15 protein-coding genes, 1 tRNA gene and 1 pseudogene are annotated in these 17,555 nt (G+C 71.7%); 5 read left to right on the forward strand and 12 right to left on the reverse strand.

Features of this window, described 5'->3' with window-relative positions; all coding sequences use genetic code 11:
- Positions 1–80: 80 nt before the first annotated feature.
- From ACIQ7D_RS09355 to ehuB, 5 genes are all read right to left on the reverse strand, one after another.
- The gene (locus tag ACIQ7D_RS09355) at positions 81–839 is read right to left on the reverse strand and encodes an IclR family transcriptional regulator (RefSeq protein WP_403935476.1); all 759 of its coding nucleotides are present in this window, start codon (positions 837–839) and stop codon (positions 81–83) included.
- Positions 840–1,070: 231 nt separating this feature from the next.
- On the reverse strand, positions 1,071–1,853 hold the full coding sequence (locus ACIQ7D_RS09360; RefSeq protein ID WP_403935478.1) for an amino acid ABC transporter ATP-binding protein: 783 nt from the start codon (positions 1,851–1,853) through the stop codon (positions 1,071–1,073).
- Entirely contained in the window at positions 1,843–2,496 is a 654-nt protein-coding gene (gene ehuD / locus ACIQ7D_RS09365) for an ectoine/hydroxyectoine ABC transporter permease subunit EhuD (RefSeq protein ID WP_384994378.1), read from the reverse strand. Before ehuD ends, ACIQ7D_RS09360 begins: the two co-directional genes overlap by 11 nt.
- Positions 2,493–3,185: an ectoine/hydroxyectoine ABC transporter permease subunit EhuC gene (ehuC, locus tag ACIQ7D_RS09370; protein WP_403935480.1), complete on the reverse strand. Its 693-nt coding sequence runs from the start codon at positions 3,183–3,185 to the stop codon at positions 2,493–2,495. Before ehuC ends, ehuD begins: the two co-directional genes overlap by 4 nt.
- Complete coding sequence (gene ehuB / locus ACIQ7D_RS09375; protein WP_403935482.1) at positions 3,182–4,084, reverse strand: ectoine/hydroxyectoine ABC transporter substrate-binding protein EhuB; 903 nt, start codon at positions 4,082–4,084, stop codon at positions 3,182–3,184. The genes ehuC and ehuB overlap by 4 nt, the downstream gene beginning before the upstream one ends.
- A 107-nt stretch (positions 4,085–4,191) precedes the next feature.
- On the opposite strand from ehuB, the gene ACIQ7D_RS09380 reads away from it, so the two are divergent.
- A complete protein-coding gene (locus ACIQ7D_RS09380) occupies positions 4,192–4,689 on the forward strand; it encodes a DUF3830 family protein (protein WP_402046940.1) in 498 nt (165 codons plus the stop codon).
- 153 nt (positions 4,690–4,842) lie between these two features.
- On the opposite strand, the gene ACIQ7D_RS09385 is transcribed toward ACIQ7D_RS09380, so the two are convergent.
- Both ACIQ7D_RS09385 and ACIQ7D_RS09390 read right to left on the reverse strand, forming a co-directional pair.
- Positions 4,843–6,291, reverse strand: coding sequence for an amidase (locus tag ACIQ7D_RS09385; protein ID WP_403936070.1), 1,449 nt, complete (start codon positions 6,289–6,291; stop codon positions 4,843–4,845).
- A 16-nt stretch (positions 6,292–6,307) separates the two neighbouring features.
- Positions 6,308–7,258, reverse strand: coding sequence for a D-2-hydroxyacid dehydrogenase (locus ACIQ7D_RS09390; RefSeq protein ID WP_403935484.1), 951 nt, complete (start codon positions 7,256–7,258; stop codon positions 6,308–6,310).
- Between the two features lie 187 nt (positions 7,259–7,445).
- Between ACIQ7D_RS09390 and ACIQ7D_RS09395 the strand changes: the two genes are divergently transcribed.
- The 3 genes from ACIQ7D_RS09395 (at position 7,446) to ACIQ7D_RS09405 (ending at position 10,516) form a co-directional block, all read left to right on the forward strand.
- Positions 7,446–8,486, forward strand: a complete 1,041-nt coding sequence (locus ACIQ7D_RS09395; protein WP_403935486.1) for a decarboxylase — start codon at positions 7,446–7,448, stop codon at positions 8,484–8,486.
- Entirely contained in the window at positions 8,483–9,202 is a 720-nt protein-coding gene (locus tag ACIQ7D_RS09400; RefSeq protein WP_403935488.1) for a decarboxylase, read from the forward strand. Before ACIQ7D_RS09395 ends, ACIQ7D_RS09400 begins: the two co-directional genes overlap by 4 nt.
- 300 nt (positions 9,203–9,502) lie before the next feature.
- Positions 9,503–10,516, forward strand: coding sequence for an LLM class flavin-dependent oxidoreductase (locus ACIQ7D_RS09405; RefSeq protein WP_403936072.1), 1,014 nt, complete (start codon positions 9,503–9,505; stop codon positions 10,514–10,516).
- A gap of 339 nt (positions 10,517–10,855) precedes the next feature.
- Here ACIQ7D_RS09405 and ACIQ7D_RS09410 read toward each other — a convergent pair whose 3' ends face one another.
- A complete protein-coding gene (locus ACIQ7D_RS09410) occupies positions 10,856–12,817 on the reverse strand; it encodes a putative bifunctional diguanylate cyclase/phosphodiesterase (protein ID WP_403935490.1) in 1,962 nt (653 codons plus the stop codon).
- Positions 12,818–13,336: 519 nt separating this feature from the next.
- On the opposite strand from ACIQ7D_RS09410, the gene ACIQ7D_RS09415 reads away from it, so the two are divergent.
- Positions 13,337–14,581, forward strand: a complete 1,245-nt coding sequence (locus ACIQ7D_RS09415; RefSeq protein ID WP_403935492.1) for a M6 family metalloprotease domain-containing protein — start codon at positions 13,337–13,339, stop codon at positions 14,579–14,581.
- A 67-nt stretch (positions 14,582–14,648) separates the two neighbouring features.
- Here ACIQ7D_RS09415 and ACIQ7D_RS09420 read toward each other — a convergent pair.
- From ACIQ7D_RS09420 to ACIQ7D_RS09435, 4 genes and pseudogenes are all read right to left on the reverse strand, one after another.
- Positions 14,649–14,722 (reverse strand) — tRNA-Lys (locus ACIQ7D_RS09420).
- Positions 14,713–15,431 (reverse strand): annotated as a pseudogene (locus tag ACIQ7D_RS09425) (hypothetical protein). The gene ACIQ7D_RS09420 and the pseudogene ACIQ7D_RS09425 overlap by 10 nt, the downstream one beginning before the upstream one ends.
- Before the next feature lie 178 nt (positions 15,432–15,609).
- Complete coding sequence (locus tag ACIQ7D_RS09430) at positions 15,610–15,957, reverse strand: hypothetical protein (protein ID WP_403935494.1); 348 nt, start codon at positions 15,955–15,957, stop codon at positions 15,610–15,612.
- Positions 15,958–16,058: 101 nt separating this feature from the next.
- Positions 16,059–17,399: an AAA domain-containing protein gene (locus ACIQ7D_RS09435; protein WP_403935496.1), complete on the reverse strand. Its 1,341-nt coding sequence runs from the start codon at positions 17,397–17,399 to the stop codon at positions 16,059–16,061.
- Positions 17,400–17,555: the final 156 nt, after the last annotated feature.

A 17,555-nucleotide genomic window follows, 5' to 3' on the forward strand; every position in this document is an offset into this window, starting at 1 on the left:
GCTGACTCAAAAATAATACCCGGTGCTCCGGGGTGCTCGGAACCAGCGCCCCGACGGGGGGCGGGCCCACACGGCAAGCTCTAGATCGTCAGGGCCAGCGCCACCGGGGCCGCCCCGCGGTTCAGCGACTCCGCCGCCGCGCGCAGCCGGTGCGCGTGTTCGAGCGGGAGGGAGAGCGCGAGGCACCCGACCGCGGAGCCCGCCGTCAGCGGGACGGCCGCGCAGACCGTGCCGACCGCGTACTCCTGGAGATCCAGTACGGGGACGGTGGGTGGATGGCCGTCCAGCCGGGAGAGCAGCAGCCGCTCGTTGGTGATCGTGCGGGACGTGAATCGCGCGATCTTGTGGCGGGCGAGATGTTCCTTGCGGCCGCCGTGGTCGAGCTGGCTCATCAGGCACTTGCCGATCGCGCTCGCGTGGGCCGTGGTGCGGAAGTCGACGTACTCGTTGACAGCGGGGGTGAGGGGGCCCTCGGAGACTTGGGTGATCTTGATTTCGCCGTCGACGTAGCGGCTGACGTAGATGGCCGCGCCGATCGCGTCGCGCAGCTCGGCCAGGGTGTCCTGGAGCCGTGTTTCGAGGACCTGCGCCCGGTCGCTGCCCGAGCCGAGCAGGGTCAGCGAGTCGCCGATCACATAGGCGCCGTCCGCTGCCTGCTCCACGTACCCCTCGCGGCGCAACATGGCGAGCAGCGGCGCGAGATGTCCGGCCGGCAACCCGCTCTCGCTGGCTATGCGGGCCGCGGTCACGCCGCCGCCGTACCGGGACACCGTCTCCAGCACACGCAGCACGTACCGCACCGAATGGAACGGGGCGGTCGGCTCCGGCTTCAGCACCACGGTCCCCCCTTGGCAGGTTGTTACCGCAAGCTCACCACCACGATAACCGTCAAGGATGGGGAAAAGGGCAGCGGTTGCCGGCGAATTCGGCGCGGCCCAGGGCTCTGTACTGGGCCGCGCCACTCTGGCATATGCCAGAGGCGTAGTTCTTCAACAGGGTGTGAGGCTGCCGCGCAGGTCAGGGCGGTCCGGACCCGATCCGTGTGTGCGCCGGGCGTGCGCCGGGCGCAATCAGAGCACCGCGCCGAGGAACTCACGCGTACGCTCGTGCTCCGGATCCGTGAAGATCTTCTCCGGCGGTCCGGACTCGATGACCTTCCCCGCGTCGAACATCATCACGTCGTCGGAGATGTCCCGGGCGAAGTTCATCTCGTGCGTCACGCAGAGCATCGTGATGTCCGTCGTGCGGGCGATGTCCCGCAGTACGTCCAGGACTCCGGCGACCAGCTCCGGGTCGAGCGCCGAGGTCACCTCGTCCAGCAGCAGGATCCGCGGCCGCATCGCCAGCGCGCGGGCGATCGCCACACGCTGCTGCTGCCCGCCCGAGAGCTGGGTCGGCTTCGCTCCGCAGCGGTCGCCGAGCCCGACGAGGTCGAGCAGTTCACGGCCGCGCTCCTCGGCCTCGTCCTTGCCGAGCCCGAGGACCCGGACCGGCGCCTCGGTGACATTGCGCAGGACGTTCATGTTGGGGAAGAGATTGAACTGCTGGAAGACCATGCCGATGTTCTTCCGCACCTCGCGTACATGCTTCCGGCCCGCGGGGAACAGCTTGTCGCCGTTGACGGTGATGATGCCCTCGTCGGGTTCGACCAGCGTCATCAGCAGCCGCAGGATCGTCGTCTTGCCCGATCCTGACGGGCCGACCAGGGTGACGTGCTTCCCCGGCTGTACGGAGAAACAGAGGTTGTCCAGGACGGTGTTCGTCCCGAATCTCTTCGTGACGTTCTCGAAGCGGATCAGCTCGGTGTCCGCCGTGGTTTTCTCGGTGCTCGGGGGAATGCTGTCAGCGGACAAGACGACGCTCCAGGGCTCGCATGAGAAGAGAAGCCGGATAGGCGATGAGAATGAAGGCGACACCGACCACGGTCAGCGGTTCGGTGTACTGGAAGGTGGCCGCGCTCTCCAGCCGGGACTGCTGGAGCATTTCCAGCACACTGATCCCGGCGAGCAGCGGGGTGTCCTTCAGCATCGAGATGACGTAATTGCCCAGCGCCGGCACGATGCGCCGGATCGCCTGCGGCAGGATCACCGCGATCCACGTCCGGCCGACGGGCAGACTGAGCGCGGTGGCCGCCTCCCACTGCCCGGCGGGCACCGCGTCGATTCCGGCCCGGTAGACCTGCGCGGTGTACGTCGAATAGTGCAGCCCGATCGCGAGCGTGCCGGTCGTCAGCCCGGAGAACTGCACACCCCACTCGGGCAGGACGAAGAAGAAGAAAAAGAGCTGCACGAGCAGCGGGGTGTTCCGGATGAATTCGGTGAAGACATGGACGGGCCAGCGGATCAGACGCGTCGGCGCCCGGAATCCGATCGCCCAGACCAGACCGAGAGTGAAGGAGAGGAGCGAACCCACGACAAGGACCTGAAGGGTGAGGAGCAGCCCGTCCCAGAATCGTGGCATGAAGTCCGCGACGGCGGACCAGTCCCAACTGTTCATCGGGTGCCTCCCGGTGTGCCCGGGGTACCCGGTGTCATGGTGATGCCGATTCCGGCCTTCGTCTTCCGCTCAAGTGCCTTCATGCCGCGCGTGAGGACGAACGCGAGCACGAAATAGATGACCAGGGTGACCGAGTAGATCTGCGCGCTCTCCTGTGTGGCCAGCCGCACCAGATAGGCGGCGAACGACACATCGGCCACCCCGAGCAGTGAGACCAGCGCCGTGCCCTTCAGCAGTTCGACGAGGAGATTGCAGAACGGCGGGATCATCTCCGGTATCGCCTGGGGGAGCAGGATGAGCCGCATCCGCTGCCACGGCGTGAAGTTGAGGGCGATACCCGCCTCGCGTTGCGCGGGCACCACGGAGTTCAGGGCGCCGCGCACGACCTCGGCGCCGTACGCCCCGTACGACAGGCCCAGCGCCAGCACGGCGGCCCACATCGGGACGAGGGCCCAGCCGAACAGGCCGGGCATCACGAAGAACAGCCAGAACATCAGCACCAGCGCCGACGTGCCGCGGAAGATCTCCGTGTAGAAGCCGGCGAGGAAACGGACGGTGCGCGAACGGTGCGTACGGGCCGTTCCCACGGCGAATGCCACGAAGGTGGCCAGCGCCGCGCTGTACAGCGTGAGCTGAACGGTGATCCAGACACCGGGGAGCACCCAGTGGGTCCAGAGGCCGGCTGTCATGCGCACAGCTCCTTAGCCGTCAGCGTGGTCATCTCCGACTCGGCGAAGCCGAACGGCTTGAGAACCCGGAACAGTTCGCCGCTCTTCTTCATCTTGTGGATCTCGACGTTGAAGGCGTCCCGCAGACCGGAATCGGTGGGGCGGAAAGCGAAACCGCCGCCGTCGACCTTCTTCTCGCCGTCCACGAGCGGGGCGAACGGCTCGGTCGCCTCGGCCTTGCGGCTGTTCTTGACCACTTCGCGCCCGGTCAGCGCCGTACCGGCGAAGACGTCGACCCGGCCGGATTCGACGGCGTTCAGCCCGGCGACCGGGTCCTGGAGAATGACGATCTCGTTCTCGGGTATCCCGGCGGCCTTCGCGTAATCGATCTCCGCGTAGCCGGTTCCCGTGGCGAGTTTCGCCTTGGTGCGCACGACGTCCTGATAGGAGAGCAGCTTCTTCGGATTTCCCTTGCGCACGATGAAGGAATCCAGCATCTGATACTCGGGATCGGCGAAAATGACCTGCTTGCACCGGTCCGCGTTGATGTACATCCCGGCCGAGACGACATCGAACTGCTGCGAGTTGAGACCGGGTATCAGCGAGGAGAAGTCGGTCGCTACAGGCTGTACGGAACCGATACCGAGCCGCTTGAAGATGATTTTCGCGAGTTCCACCGCCTCGCCCGTGAAATCACCCTGGTCGTTGATGTACCCGTACGGTGCCTCGCCCGCGATACCCAGCCGCACCGTACGCTGCGATTTCAGCCGGGCGAGGGTGTCCCCGGTCGGAACCCGGCTGCATCCGGCGGCGCCGAGCGCCCCCGCGGCGCCCAGCACGGCCGTACCCAGCAGCAGAGAGCGTCTGCGTATGGACCGATTTGGTGCTCTTTCCGTGGTGTTCTCAGGTGGTGAAGCCATGGGCGCGCGGCTACCCGGGTCCATCCGGGTTATGCATATCAATTTGAGCCGATCTTGGACATCCGGTGTGGCCTTGACTCGGAGGACCGGACGAGGACGATGAAGGCATGACCGATCGATTCGTCACCGTGTCATTGGACAAGCGCGGCGTGCACTGCACCGCGAAACTGCTGGACGACCGGGCCCCGGTCACCTGCGCGGCGGTGTGGGAGGCGCTGCCGCTGGGCTCGGACGTGTACCACGCCAAGTACGCGCGCAACGAGATCTACGCGCTGTTTCCGGCCTTCGCCGCCGAGGAGCCACCCCTCGAAAATCCGACCGTGACCCCGATCCCCGGGGATCTGTGCTACTTCACCTTCTCCGACACGGAGCTGGGCACGTCGTCGTACGGATACGACGAGAAGGCCACCGCGGGCCGCCGCACGGTCGTGGACCTCGCCCTCTTCTACGAGCGCAACAACCTGCTGATCAACGGCGACATGGGATGGATCCCCGGCATCGTCTGGGGCACGGTGGTCGACGGCTTGGACCGGATGGCCGACGCCTGCCAGGACCTCTGGCGGGCGGGGGCCATCGGCGAGACGCTCAGCTTCCGGCGCGAGTAGGCCCCCGGCCGGGGGCCGGGGCGTCAAGGGCGCCGGGGCCCCCGGGGCGCGGGGTGTGGGCGCGGGGCGTGGGCCCCTGGGGGCGTGGGCTCCGGGTGCGCGCCCCGGCGCCCGGCCGCCGTGGTCAGGCGCCGGGGCGCACCCGCGTGGTGCTCAGGCTCCGGCGGGCGCCGGGATCCGGGCCGCGCCCGACGCGTACAGCGCGTGTGCCGCGCGCAGCACCAGCTCGTCCGCGTGGCGCGCCGCGACGATCTGCACCCCGATCGGCAGCCCGTCCGCGTCCACCCCGCACGGCACCGTTGCCGCGGGCTGCTGCGTCAGGTTGAACGGGTACGTGAACGGCGTCCACGCCGTCCAGCGCCGCTGCCCCGAGCCCTTCGGGGTCTCCACTCCCGCCTCGAACGCGGTGATCGGCAGCGTCGGCGTGACCAGCAGGTCGTACGAGGTGTGGAACCGGCCCAACCGCCGCCCCAGCTCCATCCGCGCGTCCACCGCCGCCAGGTAGTCCAGCGCGCTCCGTCGCTCACCGATCGCGACGATCTCCCGCAGCCCCGGGTCGAGCCCTTCGCGCTGCTTCTTCCCGAACGGGGCCACCAGCCGCGCCGCCCCCGTGAACCACAGGGTGTGGAACGCCTCCACCGGATCGCTGATGTCCGGATCGGCCTCCTCGATGTACGCGCCCAGCTCCGCGAGCCTGCTCACCGCCGCCCGTACGGCCGACGCCACCGCCGGACGCACCGCGACCTGCCCGCCGAAGGACGGCGAGTACGCGATGCGCAGCCCCTTCACCCCGTCGGCGCCCGCCGGCAGCGCGTCGCGCGCGGCCGGCGCCGGGGCGAGCTGCGACCAGTCCCGCCAGTCCGCGCCGCTGATCACGTCCAGCAGCAGGGCCGCGTCCGCCGCGTCCCGGCTCATGGGCCCGGCGTGCGCCAGCGTGCCGAAGGGGCTCGACGGATAGAGCGGTACGCGCCCGTACGTCGGTTTGAGGCCGAAGATCCCGCAGAAGGACGCCGGGATACGGACCGAGCCGCCGCCGTCCGTACCGAGCGAGAGCGGCGCCGCGCCCAGCGCCACCGCCGCTCCGCTGCCGCCGCTCGACCCGCCGGAGGTGCGGGAGAGGTCGTACGGGTTACGGGTCACCCCGTTCAGCGGGGAGTCCGTGACGCCCTTCCAGCCGAACTCGGGGGTGGTCGTCTTCCCGACGAGGACCGCGCCGTGCTCCCGCAGCCGAGCGACCGCCGGGGCGTCCTCGTCCCACACGCCGCCCGGCCGCACCGCCAGGGAGCCGCGCAGGGTGGGCCCGCCGCGCTGGAGGAACATGTCCTTCACCGAGACCGGAACCCCGTCGAGCAGCCCCTGCGGCTCCTGCCGCCGCCAGCGCTCGGCCGAGGCCGCCGCCTGGGCGAGCGCCGCCTCGGAGTCCACCCGTACGAACGCGTTGACCAGTGGCTGCACCGCCTCGATCCGGTCCAGTACGGCGCGGGTCACGTCGACGGGGGAGAAGTCGCGCCGCGCGTAGCCCGCCAGCAACGCGTGTGCGGTGAGGTCGGTGAGGACGGAGTGATCCGTAGCCGTGTGATCCCTGGTGCCGCGGTTCGTCATGTGGCCTCCGATGCGATCAGTCATGCATGGGGACGTACCCACGTTTCTTGTCCACCACGTTGGGAAGAGGCTTTCCAGCCACCCACAGTTCGTACAGCTCGACGAACTGCGCGCCCAGCCGGTCCCGCCAGCCGACCGTGTCGCCGCTCATGTGCGGGGAGACGATCAGCCCGGGGACGTCCCACAGCGGACTGCCGGGGTCCAGCGGCTCCCGCTGGAAGACGTCGAGCGCCGCGCCCGCGATCCACCGCTTGGAGACCGCGGCGACGAGATCGTCCTCGACGACGAGCTGCCCCCGGCCCACATTGATGAACCGCGCGGACGGCTGCATCAGACCGAACAGCCGGGCGTCGAACATGCCGCGCGTCGCGTCCGTCAGGGGCGCGGCGCCGATCACCCAGTCCGCCCGGGTCAGCAGCCGGTCGAGCTGGTCGGCGCCGTGCACACCGGGGCGCGCCGTCCGGCCCGTGACGGCCACCGTCACGCCCAGCGCCCGCAGCGTGTGGGCGACGGCCCGGCCGATCGGGCCCGCGCCGACCACGACGGCCCGGCTCCCGGCGACGCGCAGCCCCTCGCGGTGGTGCCAGCGGCGCCGGCTCTGGAGCTCCAGCGTGCCGGGCAGATCCTTGGCCATGGCCAGTACGAGTCCCGCCACGTACTCGGCGATCGGCTCCTCGAAGATGCCTCGCGCGTTGGTGACGACCGTCTCGGAGGCGACCAGTCCGGGGAAGAGCAGCCGGTCCACTCCCGCGCTCGCGGTGTGCACCCAGCGGGGCCGCGGGCCCGTCCGGGGCCAGGAGTCCCGTACCGCGTCCGAGGTGAAGTCCCAGACCAGCAGGGCGTCGGCGAGTGGGAGTTGCGCGGCGAGACCGTCCGCGTCGACCGACACGATTCTGGCGTGTCCGGTGAGCCGGCCGAGGCGCGGCGGCGGGTCCGCCGTCAGGACGAGGAGGGTGGGTGGGGGCATGGGGAGCAGCCCTTCTGCCGGGGCCGATACACCCGGCGGGTGCCGGGTGGGGGCCGAGCGGAGTTTCCCGCTGGAAAATTCCGTGCAACGTCTGAGATGTACCGATTGACCACGCTCGCATCCCGCTCCTACCGTCGTCAACAAGAGCTGAACCTCGTCAGCGCGGGCGTGAGCAAGGGGGCCGGCAATGGATGTCTCCTTTCTGGGCGGACCACAGCCACAGCGTGGTGTGGGAGTGGTCGCTCCGTTCGATTTCGCACTCGATCGCGAACTGTGGCGGTGGGTGCCCGACAACATCTCGTTGCGTCTGACCAGGACGCCTTATGTGCCGGTCGAGGTCTCCCTCGACCTGGCCAGGCTGGTCAGCGAGCACGAGACTCTGGGGGAGGCGGTCCGGGCGCTCGGCGTCTCCGAGCCCGAGGTCATCGCGTACGCCTGCACGTCGGGCAGTTTCGTCGGTGGCCCGGCCGGGGAGCGGGCCATGTGCGAGGCGATGACCAGGGCCGCGGAGGTGCCGTCGCTCACCACCACCGGCGCCCTCGTCGAGGCCCTGGAAGATCTGGGCGTGGGCAGGATCGCGCTGGTCACGCCCTATACGGAGTCCGTCACGCGGTCGCTGGAGGAGTATCTGGCGGAGGTGGGGGTAGGCGTTACGGGTCGCGCTTTTCTCGGGCTGACGCGGGACATCTGGAAGGTTCCGTACCGGTCGGTCATGGACATGGCGCGACAGGCAGTCGTCGGAGCGGCCGACGCGCTGTTCATCAGTTGCACGAATCTGCCGACGTACGACGTGATTCCGCAGTTGGAGGCCGAACTGGGCATGCCGGTGCTCTCCGCCAACCAGGTCACCATGTGGGCCGCGCTGCGCAGGCTCGGCGCCCACGCGGTCGGCCCGTACCAGGCGCTGCTGCTCGACCCGCCGCCGGAACGGGCGGCTCCGCCGATGACGACGATCGTGCCGATCGCACCGATCACGCCGATCACGCCGATGACATCGATTCCGATTCCGGCGGTCCCGCCGATCGCGCCGGTCACTCCGATCTCTCCGGGGATGCCGGCCCGGCCGGCGGCGCCGGTCCCCGCGCCCGGCTCGCCCGCTGAGGGCCCGTCCGTGGCGGAGTCGGTTCCTCCGGTGGAATCGGTCGCCCCGGCGTCACCCGGCGCACCGGCCGGCCCCGGCGGGCCCGTCCCGCCGCCCCTGCCGGACGATACGGAAGGATGGACATGACCACCGTCGGATTCCTCTACCCCGGCCACTCCGCCGAGGACGACTACCCGCGCATCGAGATGTTGTTCGCGAGCGACATCAGACTGCCGGTCGTCCACACCGACATCGGGGAGGACGCCCACCGCGTCGACGCGCTGCTGGAGATGGGTGCGGGGGAGCGGCTGGCGGCCGGGGTCGAGGAGCTGCGGCTGGCCGGGGCCGAGTCCGTGGTGTGGGCCTGCACCAGCGGCAGCTTCGTCTACGGATGGGACGGCGCGCACGAACAGACGCGCGCCCTGGCCCTGGCGGCCGGGCTGCCGGCGTCGAGCACGTCGTTCGCGTTCGCCCACGCCGTACGGGCGCTGGGCGCGGAACGGGTCGCCGTCGCGGCGACCTATCCGCAGGACGTCACCGAGTACTTCGGGGTCTTCCTCAAATCGGCGGGCATCGAGGTGGTGGCCGATCGTGCGAGCGGAATCATCACGGCCGCCGAGGTCGGCACATGGGAGCGGGACGAGGTGCTGGCGCTGGCCCGCGCGGGCGACCATCCGGACGCGGAGGTCGTCCTCCTCCCGGACACGGCGCTGCACACGGCGGCGTATCTGCCGGAGCTGGAGGAGGCGCTCGGCAAACCGGTGCTCACGGCGAACCAGGTCAGCGTCTGGGAAGGGCTGCGGCTGGCGGAGCGCACGGCGTGGGCGCCGAAGCTGGGCACGCTCTTCGCGAGTCGGCCGTAGCCGGGGGGCCGCCCTGCCGCCGCCGCGTACCGGCGCGGGAATAAACGGAGATACCCTCCTGTTGTTCGTGCAGCAGTGACTTCACGTTGACGCACACGCAGGAGGGTCTGAGCGGTGGACGAGGCGAGCCGAGGCGTTACGGATCGAGGCGCGACAGGGGCGGGCCGGGAGACCGGCACGACGGAGACGGGCCGGTCAACCGCCGGCCCCGATCCGGTCGGAGGCGCCACCGACCAGGTCGGGGACGCCACCGATCCGGTCCGGGGCGCCGTACGGGGCACCGCACCCGTCCCGCTCTCCGTGCTGGACCTGGTCACTGTGGGCAGCGGCTCCACCGCCACCGAAGCGCTCCGTACGAGCGTGGCGCTGGCGCGGCTCGCCGAACGCCGGGGCTTCCACCGGCACTGGGTCGCGGAGCACCACTCCATGCCGGGCGTCGCGTCCACCTCGCCCGCCGTGATCCTCGCGCACCTCGCCGCCCACACCGAGCGCGTCAGGCTCGGCTCGGGCGGCGTCATGCTGCCCAACCACGCGCCGCTGGTGATCGCGGAGCAGTTCGGCACGCTGGAGGCGCTGGCCCCGGGCCGCGTCGACCTCGGCCTGGGCCGCGCGCCCGGCACCGACGGCGCGACGGCCGCCGCGCTGCGCCGCTCCGACCGGCTGAACGAGGGCGCCGACGACTTCCCGCAGCAGCTCGCCGAGCTGACCCGGTTCCTGGACGACGACTTCCCCGACGGCCACCCGTACTCCCGTATCCACGCCGTGCCGGGGCCGGTCCAGGGACCGTCGGGCCGCCCGCCGATCTGGCTGCTCGGATCGTCGGGCTTCAGCGCCCGGCTCGCCGGGATGCTGGGCCTCCCGTTCGCGTTCGCCCACCACTTCTCGGCGCAGAACACCATCCCGGCGCTCGATCTCTACCGCGAGTCGTTCAAGCCGTCCGCCGTGCTCGACGCGCCGTACGCCCTGATCGGCGTCGCGGCCCTGGCGAGCGACGACGAGCGCGAGGCCCGCCGCCAGGTGCTGACCGGCGCGCTCTCGATGGTGCGGCTGCGGACCGGCCGGCCGGGGCTCGTCCCGACGCCGGAGGAGGCCGAGGCGTACCGGTTCAGCCCGATGGAGGAGGAGTTCGTCAACGGCTGGCTCACCAACATCGTGCACGGCACGAAGGAGGCCGTGGTGGACGGGCTGAACGACCTTCAGAAGCGTACGGGCGCCGATGAGTTGATGATCACGGCCAATGCGCATGGCGGCGAGGCGCGGCTGCGCAGCTACGAACTGATCGCCGACGGGTACGGCCTGCCGGGGTCGGCCTGAGCCCGCTGCCCGGGTCCCGGGGGCATCAACGGGCCCGGCGGCAGCGGAGGCAGCGCGGTGTCTCAGGGGTGTCACCTGGGGGGTGCTGAGCGGAACCTCGGGGTCGGGCCAGGGGCTGCCCGGATCCGGCGGGGAGCCACTCCGGCGCGTTCGGAACCCTGGACCGGCGGCTGCGGCTGGTCTGGTCCTACACCCCGGTACGGCGCGACGCCGAACAGGGGCGGATGGCTGAGCGAACAGCGGCGGCCCTGACGAGCTGACGGGACGGACCCGGACGGACCACCCCGGGCCGCACGGACCGGACCCCGCGCGGACCCGCCGCACGGACCTCCACGCCCGTCACACGCCGTTCGGGCTCACCGCCGCGATCATCTCCGCGATCCGTTCCGGCGCCACGGGACGGGAGAACAGCCACCCCTGTCCCGTGTCGCAGCCGATCCGCTGGAGCCGCGCCGCCTGCCCCGAGGTCTCCACGCACTCCGCCGTGACCGTCAGCCCCAGCCGGTGTGCGAGCTGGATCAGTGCCTCGACGATCGTCTCGTCCGCCGGACTCGGATGCACGCCCTCGTCGTACCGGAACCCCCGTACGAAGGAACCGTCCAGCTTGAGGACCGAGACCGGCAGCCTGCTCAGATAGGCGAGATTGGAGTAGCCCGTGCCGAAGTCGTCGATCGCGATCCGCACGCCCATGTCGCTCAGCGCCTGGAGCGCCTGGAGGGGGCGGCCCGCCGAGCCCATCACCGCGGACTCCGTCAGCTCCAGTTGCAGCAGGTGCGGCGAGAGCCCGGTCTCCGCCAGGATCTCGGCCACGTCCCCCACCAGATCGGAGTCCCATACCTGGCGTACGGCCACATTGACGCTGACGAACAGCGGCTGGGCGTGCGGGTGGTCGAGCTGCCAGCGCCGCGCCTGGCGGCAGGCCGTGCGGAGCACCCAGCCGCCGAGCTGCACGATCGAGCCGTCCTCCTCGGCGATACCGATGAACCGATTCGGCGACAGGGTCCCGAACTGCGGGTGGTTCCAGCGGACCAGCGCCTCCACACCCCGGACGATCCCGTCGGCCATCCCCACCAGCGGCTGGTACTGGAGGACGAACTCCTCGCGCTCGACGGCCGGGCGCAGCGCCGAGGTGAGCGCCTGCCGGGTCATGCGGTGGGCGTTGCGCTCCGGGTCGAAGAGGGTCCAGCGGGCCTTGCCGTCGGCCTTCGCCCAGTACAGCGTGGTGTCGGCGGCCTGCATCAGACCGGTCGGGGTGGTGCCTTCCGCGGCGCGCTCCACGACCCCGATCGACGCCGACACCGAGAGCCGCTGCCCGGCGAGGTCGAAGGGGCGCTGGAGAGCGGCGAGCACGGAACGGGCGAGATCGGCGAGCTGTTCCGTACCGGTGGAGTCCTCGACGAGGATCGCGAACTCGTCGCCGCCGAGCCGGGCCACGAGGTGGCCGCCGCTGCGCGTGTAGCCGCCGTGGTCGGCGCACTCGGTGAGCCGGCCGGCGACGGCGGCCAGCAGCCGGTCGCCGGTGCGGTGGCCGAGGGTGTCGTTGACCGCCTTGAAACCGTCGAGGTCGAGGTAGCAGAGACCGATCCGCCCTGTTCTGCCATCCCCTCTCCCGTTTCCGGCGCCCCGGTCGTGGCCGCGCGCGGAGTACGCGGCCGATACGCCGTAGGCGACGCCCGTGCCGTACGCCGCCGCACCCGTGGTGTACGTCCTGCTGCCGTACGTCCCGCTCTCGAACGGACCGGCGCCGTAGGCCGACGCCTCCAGCGCCGCAGCCAGCCGTTCGAAGAAGAGCGTGCGGTTGGGCAGCCGGGTCACCGGGTCGTGCTGCTGGAGATGGCGCAGCCGGGCCTGGAGTTCGCGCCGGTCGCTGATGTCCGTGACGGACAGCAGCACGCGCTCGGTGTCCGGTACGGGCGCCACCGTGACCTCGGCCCACAGGGTCCGCCCGTCGGGGTGCTTGAGCCGGCGGGTGCAGCGGAAACGGGCGCGCAGGCTGTTGAGGGCCTCGCGGTAGGCGTGCCAGGTACGGGCGTCCGACGCCAGGTCGAGGAGGTCGGCGGCGGCCTGGTCGGCCAGCGCGTCGGTCCCGGTGCCGAGGAGCGCGCCGAACGAGTCGTTGGCGTCGAGGACGGTGCCCTCGCGGTCGAGCAGTGCCATGGCGAGCCGGGAGACATGGAACGCGGCCCGGTAGTCGCGCGCGTCACTCGTCCGGTGCGGCGCGCGCTGCTCGGTGCGCTCGGTCTGCTCGGCGGTGGTCCTGTCGTGCCGCTCGGTGTCGTCGTCCGGGAGGGCTCGGCCCATGGTCTGACGCTCCGTAGGTTCCGCGCGCCCTGCGGGGTCCGCGCGTTCCGCGGGGTCCGCGCGCGCCGAACGGTCCGCACGCTCCGTGTTCGGCGGATGGCCTCCGCCTGCCGCCGCGACCGCCGCTGGGCGCGGCCCTTCGGGGGTTCCGCTCACGGCTCGCTCCCGCGGTGCAGTCGTGTTGTACAGGGGGGTGGTGGAGACGGGTCAGCCAGAGAAAGTGTGCCGATCATAGAGGTAGGCCGGGTGGCCATTCCAGCTCCCCCGTACCGGAGGCGGCCCCGAAGAGGCGTTCCCGCACGATCGAGCGATCGTTTCTGCACGGCTGTGGCACCGGGCCACCCGATGGTGACGGGTGGTGACTTCGCCGCCGCGCCCGGGGTGTCGGGCCGCGCTCACCCGCGTGGGGCAGCCCAACAGGGCGTACCCCGGCAAACCATCACAAGGTGGAGTGCGACGTGTCCCCGCGTCGCCGCCTGCCCCACCCGCCGTGTCCCCCATCCGCAGCCGGAGGTCGATGTGGAGCGTCCGCAGCCACCCGAGGCAGTCGAAAGGCCCCGGCTGCGCAGGGCCGCTGCGGCCTTCACCTCGCTCATGGCGGTCGCCGCCACCTCCCTGGTGACCGGGCCCGCCGCGACCGCGACCGCGCAGGGGCCGTGCGCCCTGCCCCGTACCGCCGCGCACCACTCCCTCGGCCTGGACACCTGGAACGACGCCTATCCGCGCCCCGCCCGCTCCCTCGACGCGGTCATGATCTTTCTCTCCTTCCCGGACTCCCGGCCGCTCGCCACTCCCGACGCGCTGGTGGCCGACCACTTCCCGGCCACCAGCCGGTTCTACGAGCGGGCCTCGTACGGCAGGTTCACGCTCCGCCCGCACCCGCAGCTCCGCTGGTTCGCCATGCCGCGCCCCTCCACCTCGTACGGGATACGGCGCGACTGGGAGCCGGCGCGGCGCACCGCCTATCTGCGGGACGCGCTCGCAGCCGCCGACCCGGAGGTCGACTTCTCCCGCTACGACGTGGTCTATCTCGTCGCCGACCCCGACGCGCCGGGCGTCGACTCCGACGCCACGAAGGTGGTCAACTTCGACCGGCCGATGCGCGCCGACGGCACGGACATCAAGCGCGTCGTCACCGTCTTCGAGCGGCATCCCCCCGACCGCAACGTGCTGGCCCACGAGACCGGCCATGTCTTCGACCTGGCGGACCTTTACCACCGGCCGACGAACGACAAGGGCGACTGGGACACCTATGTGGGTGACTGGGACGTGATGGGCAGCCAGTTCGGGCTGGCACCGGACTTCTTCGCCTGGCACAAGTGGAAGCTGGGCTGGCTGGACCGGCGGCAGGTGAGCTGTGTCTCACCCACCGGTACGACCCTGCTCACCCTCGACCCGGTCGCCGCCGAGCCCTCCTTCGGCGCCGGCGCGGGCACCCGGCTCGCGGTGGTGCGGACCGGTACGGACTCGGCCCTGGCGATCGAGGCGCGCGCCGCCACCGGCAACGACCTGCACACCTGTACGGAGGGGGTGCTGATCTACCGGGTACGGAGCGGGAAGGCGTCGGGCGGCGGCCCGGTCGAGGTGGTGGACACACACCCGGGCAGCGAGGCCTGCTGGGAGCGGTCGGTCTACCCGCCGCTCGCGGACGCGCCGCTGGAGGTCGGCGAGACGTTCACGGTGCCGGGGGAGCGGACCCAGGTGCAGGTGGCCGACCGTACGTCCTCAGGCGCCTTCACCGTCAAGATCACACCGGGCGGATGACGGCATACCGGGCGGATGACGGCATACGAAAAGGCCCCTCGCCGGAGCGAGGGGCCTTTCCCGTCGGTGCGCCGCCAGGGACTCGAACCCCGGACCCGCTGATTAAGAGTCAGCTGCTCTAACCAACTGAGCTAGCGGCGCCTGCTGACGTCGTAGACCTTAGCACCCGGATCGGCGCGAAGAAAAATCGATCGTGCGGAGGCGTTCGCGGAGGTCAGACCAGGCGGCCGAGGGCCGTGCGCGCCGCCGTACGGGCCGCCCGGACGCACGCCCACAGCAGGACGTCGGGGCCCGGCAGCCACGGATGGCGGGTGTCGGGCGCGACCACCCAGCGCGGTCCGGACCGGGCGCCGGGGGAGAGCGGCGGTACGGTCACGGCGTCGCCCGCGCCGTGGCAGAGCAGCGGCGGCGGCGCGGCGACCCGCCCGTCGGGCTCCCGGCGGCCCCACTCCTCCCAGGCGAGCAGGGACGGCAGCCGCTGGGCGGTGCCCGGCGCCGCGAACAGCAGCGTGCGGCCCCGGTGCGCGGCGACCGGCCCCGAGCCGGGGCCGTCGCACCACAGCCGGTCGAGCATGCGCCGCCCGAACATGGAAGGCGCGCTCACCACGTCGAAGGCCGAGCCGCAGGGCAGCACGCCGGGGGCGGTCGGGCGGGCCGCCCACAGGGACAGGGTGGACCGGGGGTAGAGGCCCGCGGAGGCGAGCCAGTCCGCACCGGCCGGGGTCACCTGGGCGGTCTCGTGGCGGTCCTCGTCGTGGAAGAGGGCGAAGATGTCGGTGCGTCGCTCGTCGTCGCTCGCTCCGGGGCTCAGGGGCCGTGCCGGGGATTCATCTCGTAGCCATGCACTCATGGCAGACAGATCTACCGGGAGTAACGATTCGGTTCCCCAGAGTTCACGGAAATCGGGACAGGGCGCCGCAGAGGGGCGTAACCTGCCCGCCGGGCATATGCCGTGGACCCCGGTCGCTGCCCGGGCCTCGCTGCCCCGGCCCCGTCGCTGCCCCGGCCGGGTCACTGCCCCGGCCGGGTCACTGCCCCGGCTGTACGTCCCCGGCCAGCAGGCCCCTGCCGAACTCGACCATCTTCTTCGCGTAGTCCTCGGTCCACTCCGCGCGCTCGGCGATGGCCGCCGTCGTCAGCCGGTCGAAGCGGCGCGGGTCGGCGAGCTGCGCGGCGGCGACCGCCTGGAACTCCACCGCCCGGTCCGTCGCCGCCCGGAACGCCAAGGCCAGCTCGGTCGCCCGGGCGAGCAGCTCGGCGGGGTCCTCGATCGATTCGAGCGCGAAGAAGTGCTCGGGGTCGGCGGCCGCCTCGGACGGCTCGAAGAGCAACGGCGCCGGCCGCAGCCGCCGCTCGCTCCGCTCGGGATCCGCCATGTGTCTCCTCCTGCTCGTGCGTGTACCGGGCCCTCGGGCCACCGTCCATTGTCCCGCCTGCCGCAAGGGGGCCTCGGGCGACCGTCGCTTCGGCGCCGGCGTCAGGGGCGCCACGGGACCCGGTGGTTCGACCACTGCGCCCAGGTCGACTGCATGGCTTCCCAGCCGTCCGGGAATTTCACCGTCACCCCGAGCTGGACCGGCTCGGTGGACGGGTGCTCGTCCAGCAGCTCCGCCACGCCCGCCCGGCAGACCACGACGCAGGCGTGCCGGTGGCGGGAGGCCAGGACACAGAGCCGGCCCGTCTCCAGATGGAAGGCGGTGGCGTCGGGGCGGCCCGAGAGCGGGTGCAGGACGACCGTGACATCGAACTCACGCCCCTGGAGCCGGTTCGCCGTGTCCACGGCGACGCCGCTCACCCCCAGCTCCGCCAGCGCAGCGCGGATCGCCGCCGCCTGGTCGCGGTGGGCCGTGCCGACCGCGATCCGGTCCGCCGTCACCGGCACCGGCCCCGGAGCGCGCTCACTGGTGGCCGCCGCGCCCCGGTCGAGCAGCCTGCGCACCACCAGCGCCACCGCCCGTACCGCCTCGGGGTCCGTACGGGGCGTGCGCCGCGCGGGCAGCTCCAGCAGCCCCCACCCGGACGCGGCGGCCTCGTCCAGCACCCGGTCGGGCCCCGACCCGTCGGACGCGACGCCGAACGCGAGCCGCCGGTCGCCGTGGTCCGTACCGCTGCGGAACGGGGTGTACGGGTAGAACGCGTCCGAGACCAGCGGCGCCGCCGAGGCAGGCAGCCGCCACGAGACCGGCAGCCGGTGCTGGGGCAGCTCGGGATTGTGCGCCAGGAGCGTGGAGACGGCGCTCGCCGACGGGTCGTACGAGAGCCCGGCCCACTGGTCCGCGCCCACCACGCTGAACGGGTCGAGCTGGCCGGGGTCCCCGACGAACAGTGCGTGCTCGAAGAGCCCGGCGACGGCGAGCAGCGCGTCCGAACGCATCTGGTACGCCTCGTCGACGATCGCGTGCCGCCAGGGCTCGACGCCCTGGACATGCGCCCACTTCGCGGCCGTCGAGATGACGATGTCCAGACCGGCCAGGTCGGCGGCCTTCGCGGACTTCCGTACGTTGTCCAGCCCGTCCAGCGTCTTGTCGTACGGGTCCGGGTCGTTGCTGTGCAGCCGGCCGACGGGCAGCTCAGGCTCCTTCTCGGCGAGCCGCACGACCAGATCGTCCACCTGAGCGTTCGTCTGCGCGACGACCATCAGCGGGCGCCCCGCCGCGGCCAGTTCCAGCGCGGCCCGCACCACGAGCGTCGACTTGCCCGCGCCGGGCGGGGAGTCGACGACGACACCGCGGTGCGCGCCGTGCAGCGTGTCGCGCAGAATCGCGTCGGTGGCCCGGGTCGCGGCCGCGCCCGGGTCCAGGACGGTGGGCTGGTTCATCGACGGCACTCCGGAGATCGGGTACGGAACCGGGCGCAGGACCGGCTACGGGATCGGGACAGGGCGTGGGACCGGGACAGGGCGTGGGACCGGGGCCGGCGCCACAGGGGAAAGCCGTGCCGGCGGCGGGCCGCGGGGCCACGGGCCCCGTGCCAC

This window comes from Streptomyces sp. NPDC096310, from assembly GCF_044763125.1.
Classification (GTDB): Bacteria; Actinomycetota; Actinomycetes; order Streptomycetales; family Streptomycetaceae; genus Streptomyces.

Excerpts from the sequence above, each read along its gene's own strand:
- ehuD (WP_384994378.1), bottom strand. The coding sequence starts at position 2,496 with ATGAACAGTTGGGACTGGTCCGCCGTCGCGGACTTCATGCCACGATTC.
- ehuC (WP_403935480.1), bottom strand. The coding sequence starts at position 3,185 with ATGACAGCCGGCCTCTGGACCCACTGGGTGCTCCCCGGTGTCTGGATC.
- ehuB (WP_403935482.1), bottom strand. The coding sequence starts at position 4,084 with ATGGCTTCACCACCTGAGAACACCACGGAAAGAGCACCAAATCGGTCC.
- ACIQ7D_RS09380 (WP_402046940.1), top strand. The coding sequence starts at position 4,192 with ATGACCGATCGATTCGTCACCGTGTCATTGGACAAGCGCGGCGTGCAC.
- ACIQ7D_RS09385 (WP_403936070.1), bottom strand. The coding sequence starts at position 6,291 with ATGACGAACCGCGGCACCAGGGATCACACGGCTACGGATCACTCCGTC.
- ACIQ7D_RS09390 (WP_403935484.1), bottom strand. The coding sequence starts at position 7,258 with ATGCCCCCACCCACCCTCCTCGTCCTGACGGCGGACCCGCCGCCGCGC.
- ACIQ7D_RS09395 (WP_403935486.1), top strand. The coding sequence starts at position 7,446 with ATGGATGTCTCCTTTCTGGGCGGACCACAGCCACAGCGTGGTGTGGGA.
- ACIQ7D_RS09400 (WP_403935488.1), top strand. The coding sequence starts at position 8,483 with ATGACCACCGTCGGATTCCTCTACCCCGGCCACTCCGCCGAGGACGAC.
- ACIQ7D_RS09410 (WP_403935490.1), bottom strand. The coding sequence starts at position 12,817 with ATGGGCCGAGCCCTCCCGGACGACGACACCGAGCGGCACGACAGGACC.
- ACIQ7D_RS09430 (WP_403935494.1), bottom strand. The coding sequence starts at position 15,957 with ATGGCGGATCCCGAGCGGAGCGAGCGGCGGCTGCGGCCGGCGCCGTTG.
- ACIQ7D_RS09435 (WP_403935496.1), bottom strand. The coding sequence starts at position 17,399 with ATGAACCAGCCCACCGTCCTGGACCCGGGCGCGGCCGCGACCCGGGCC.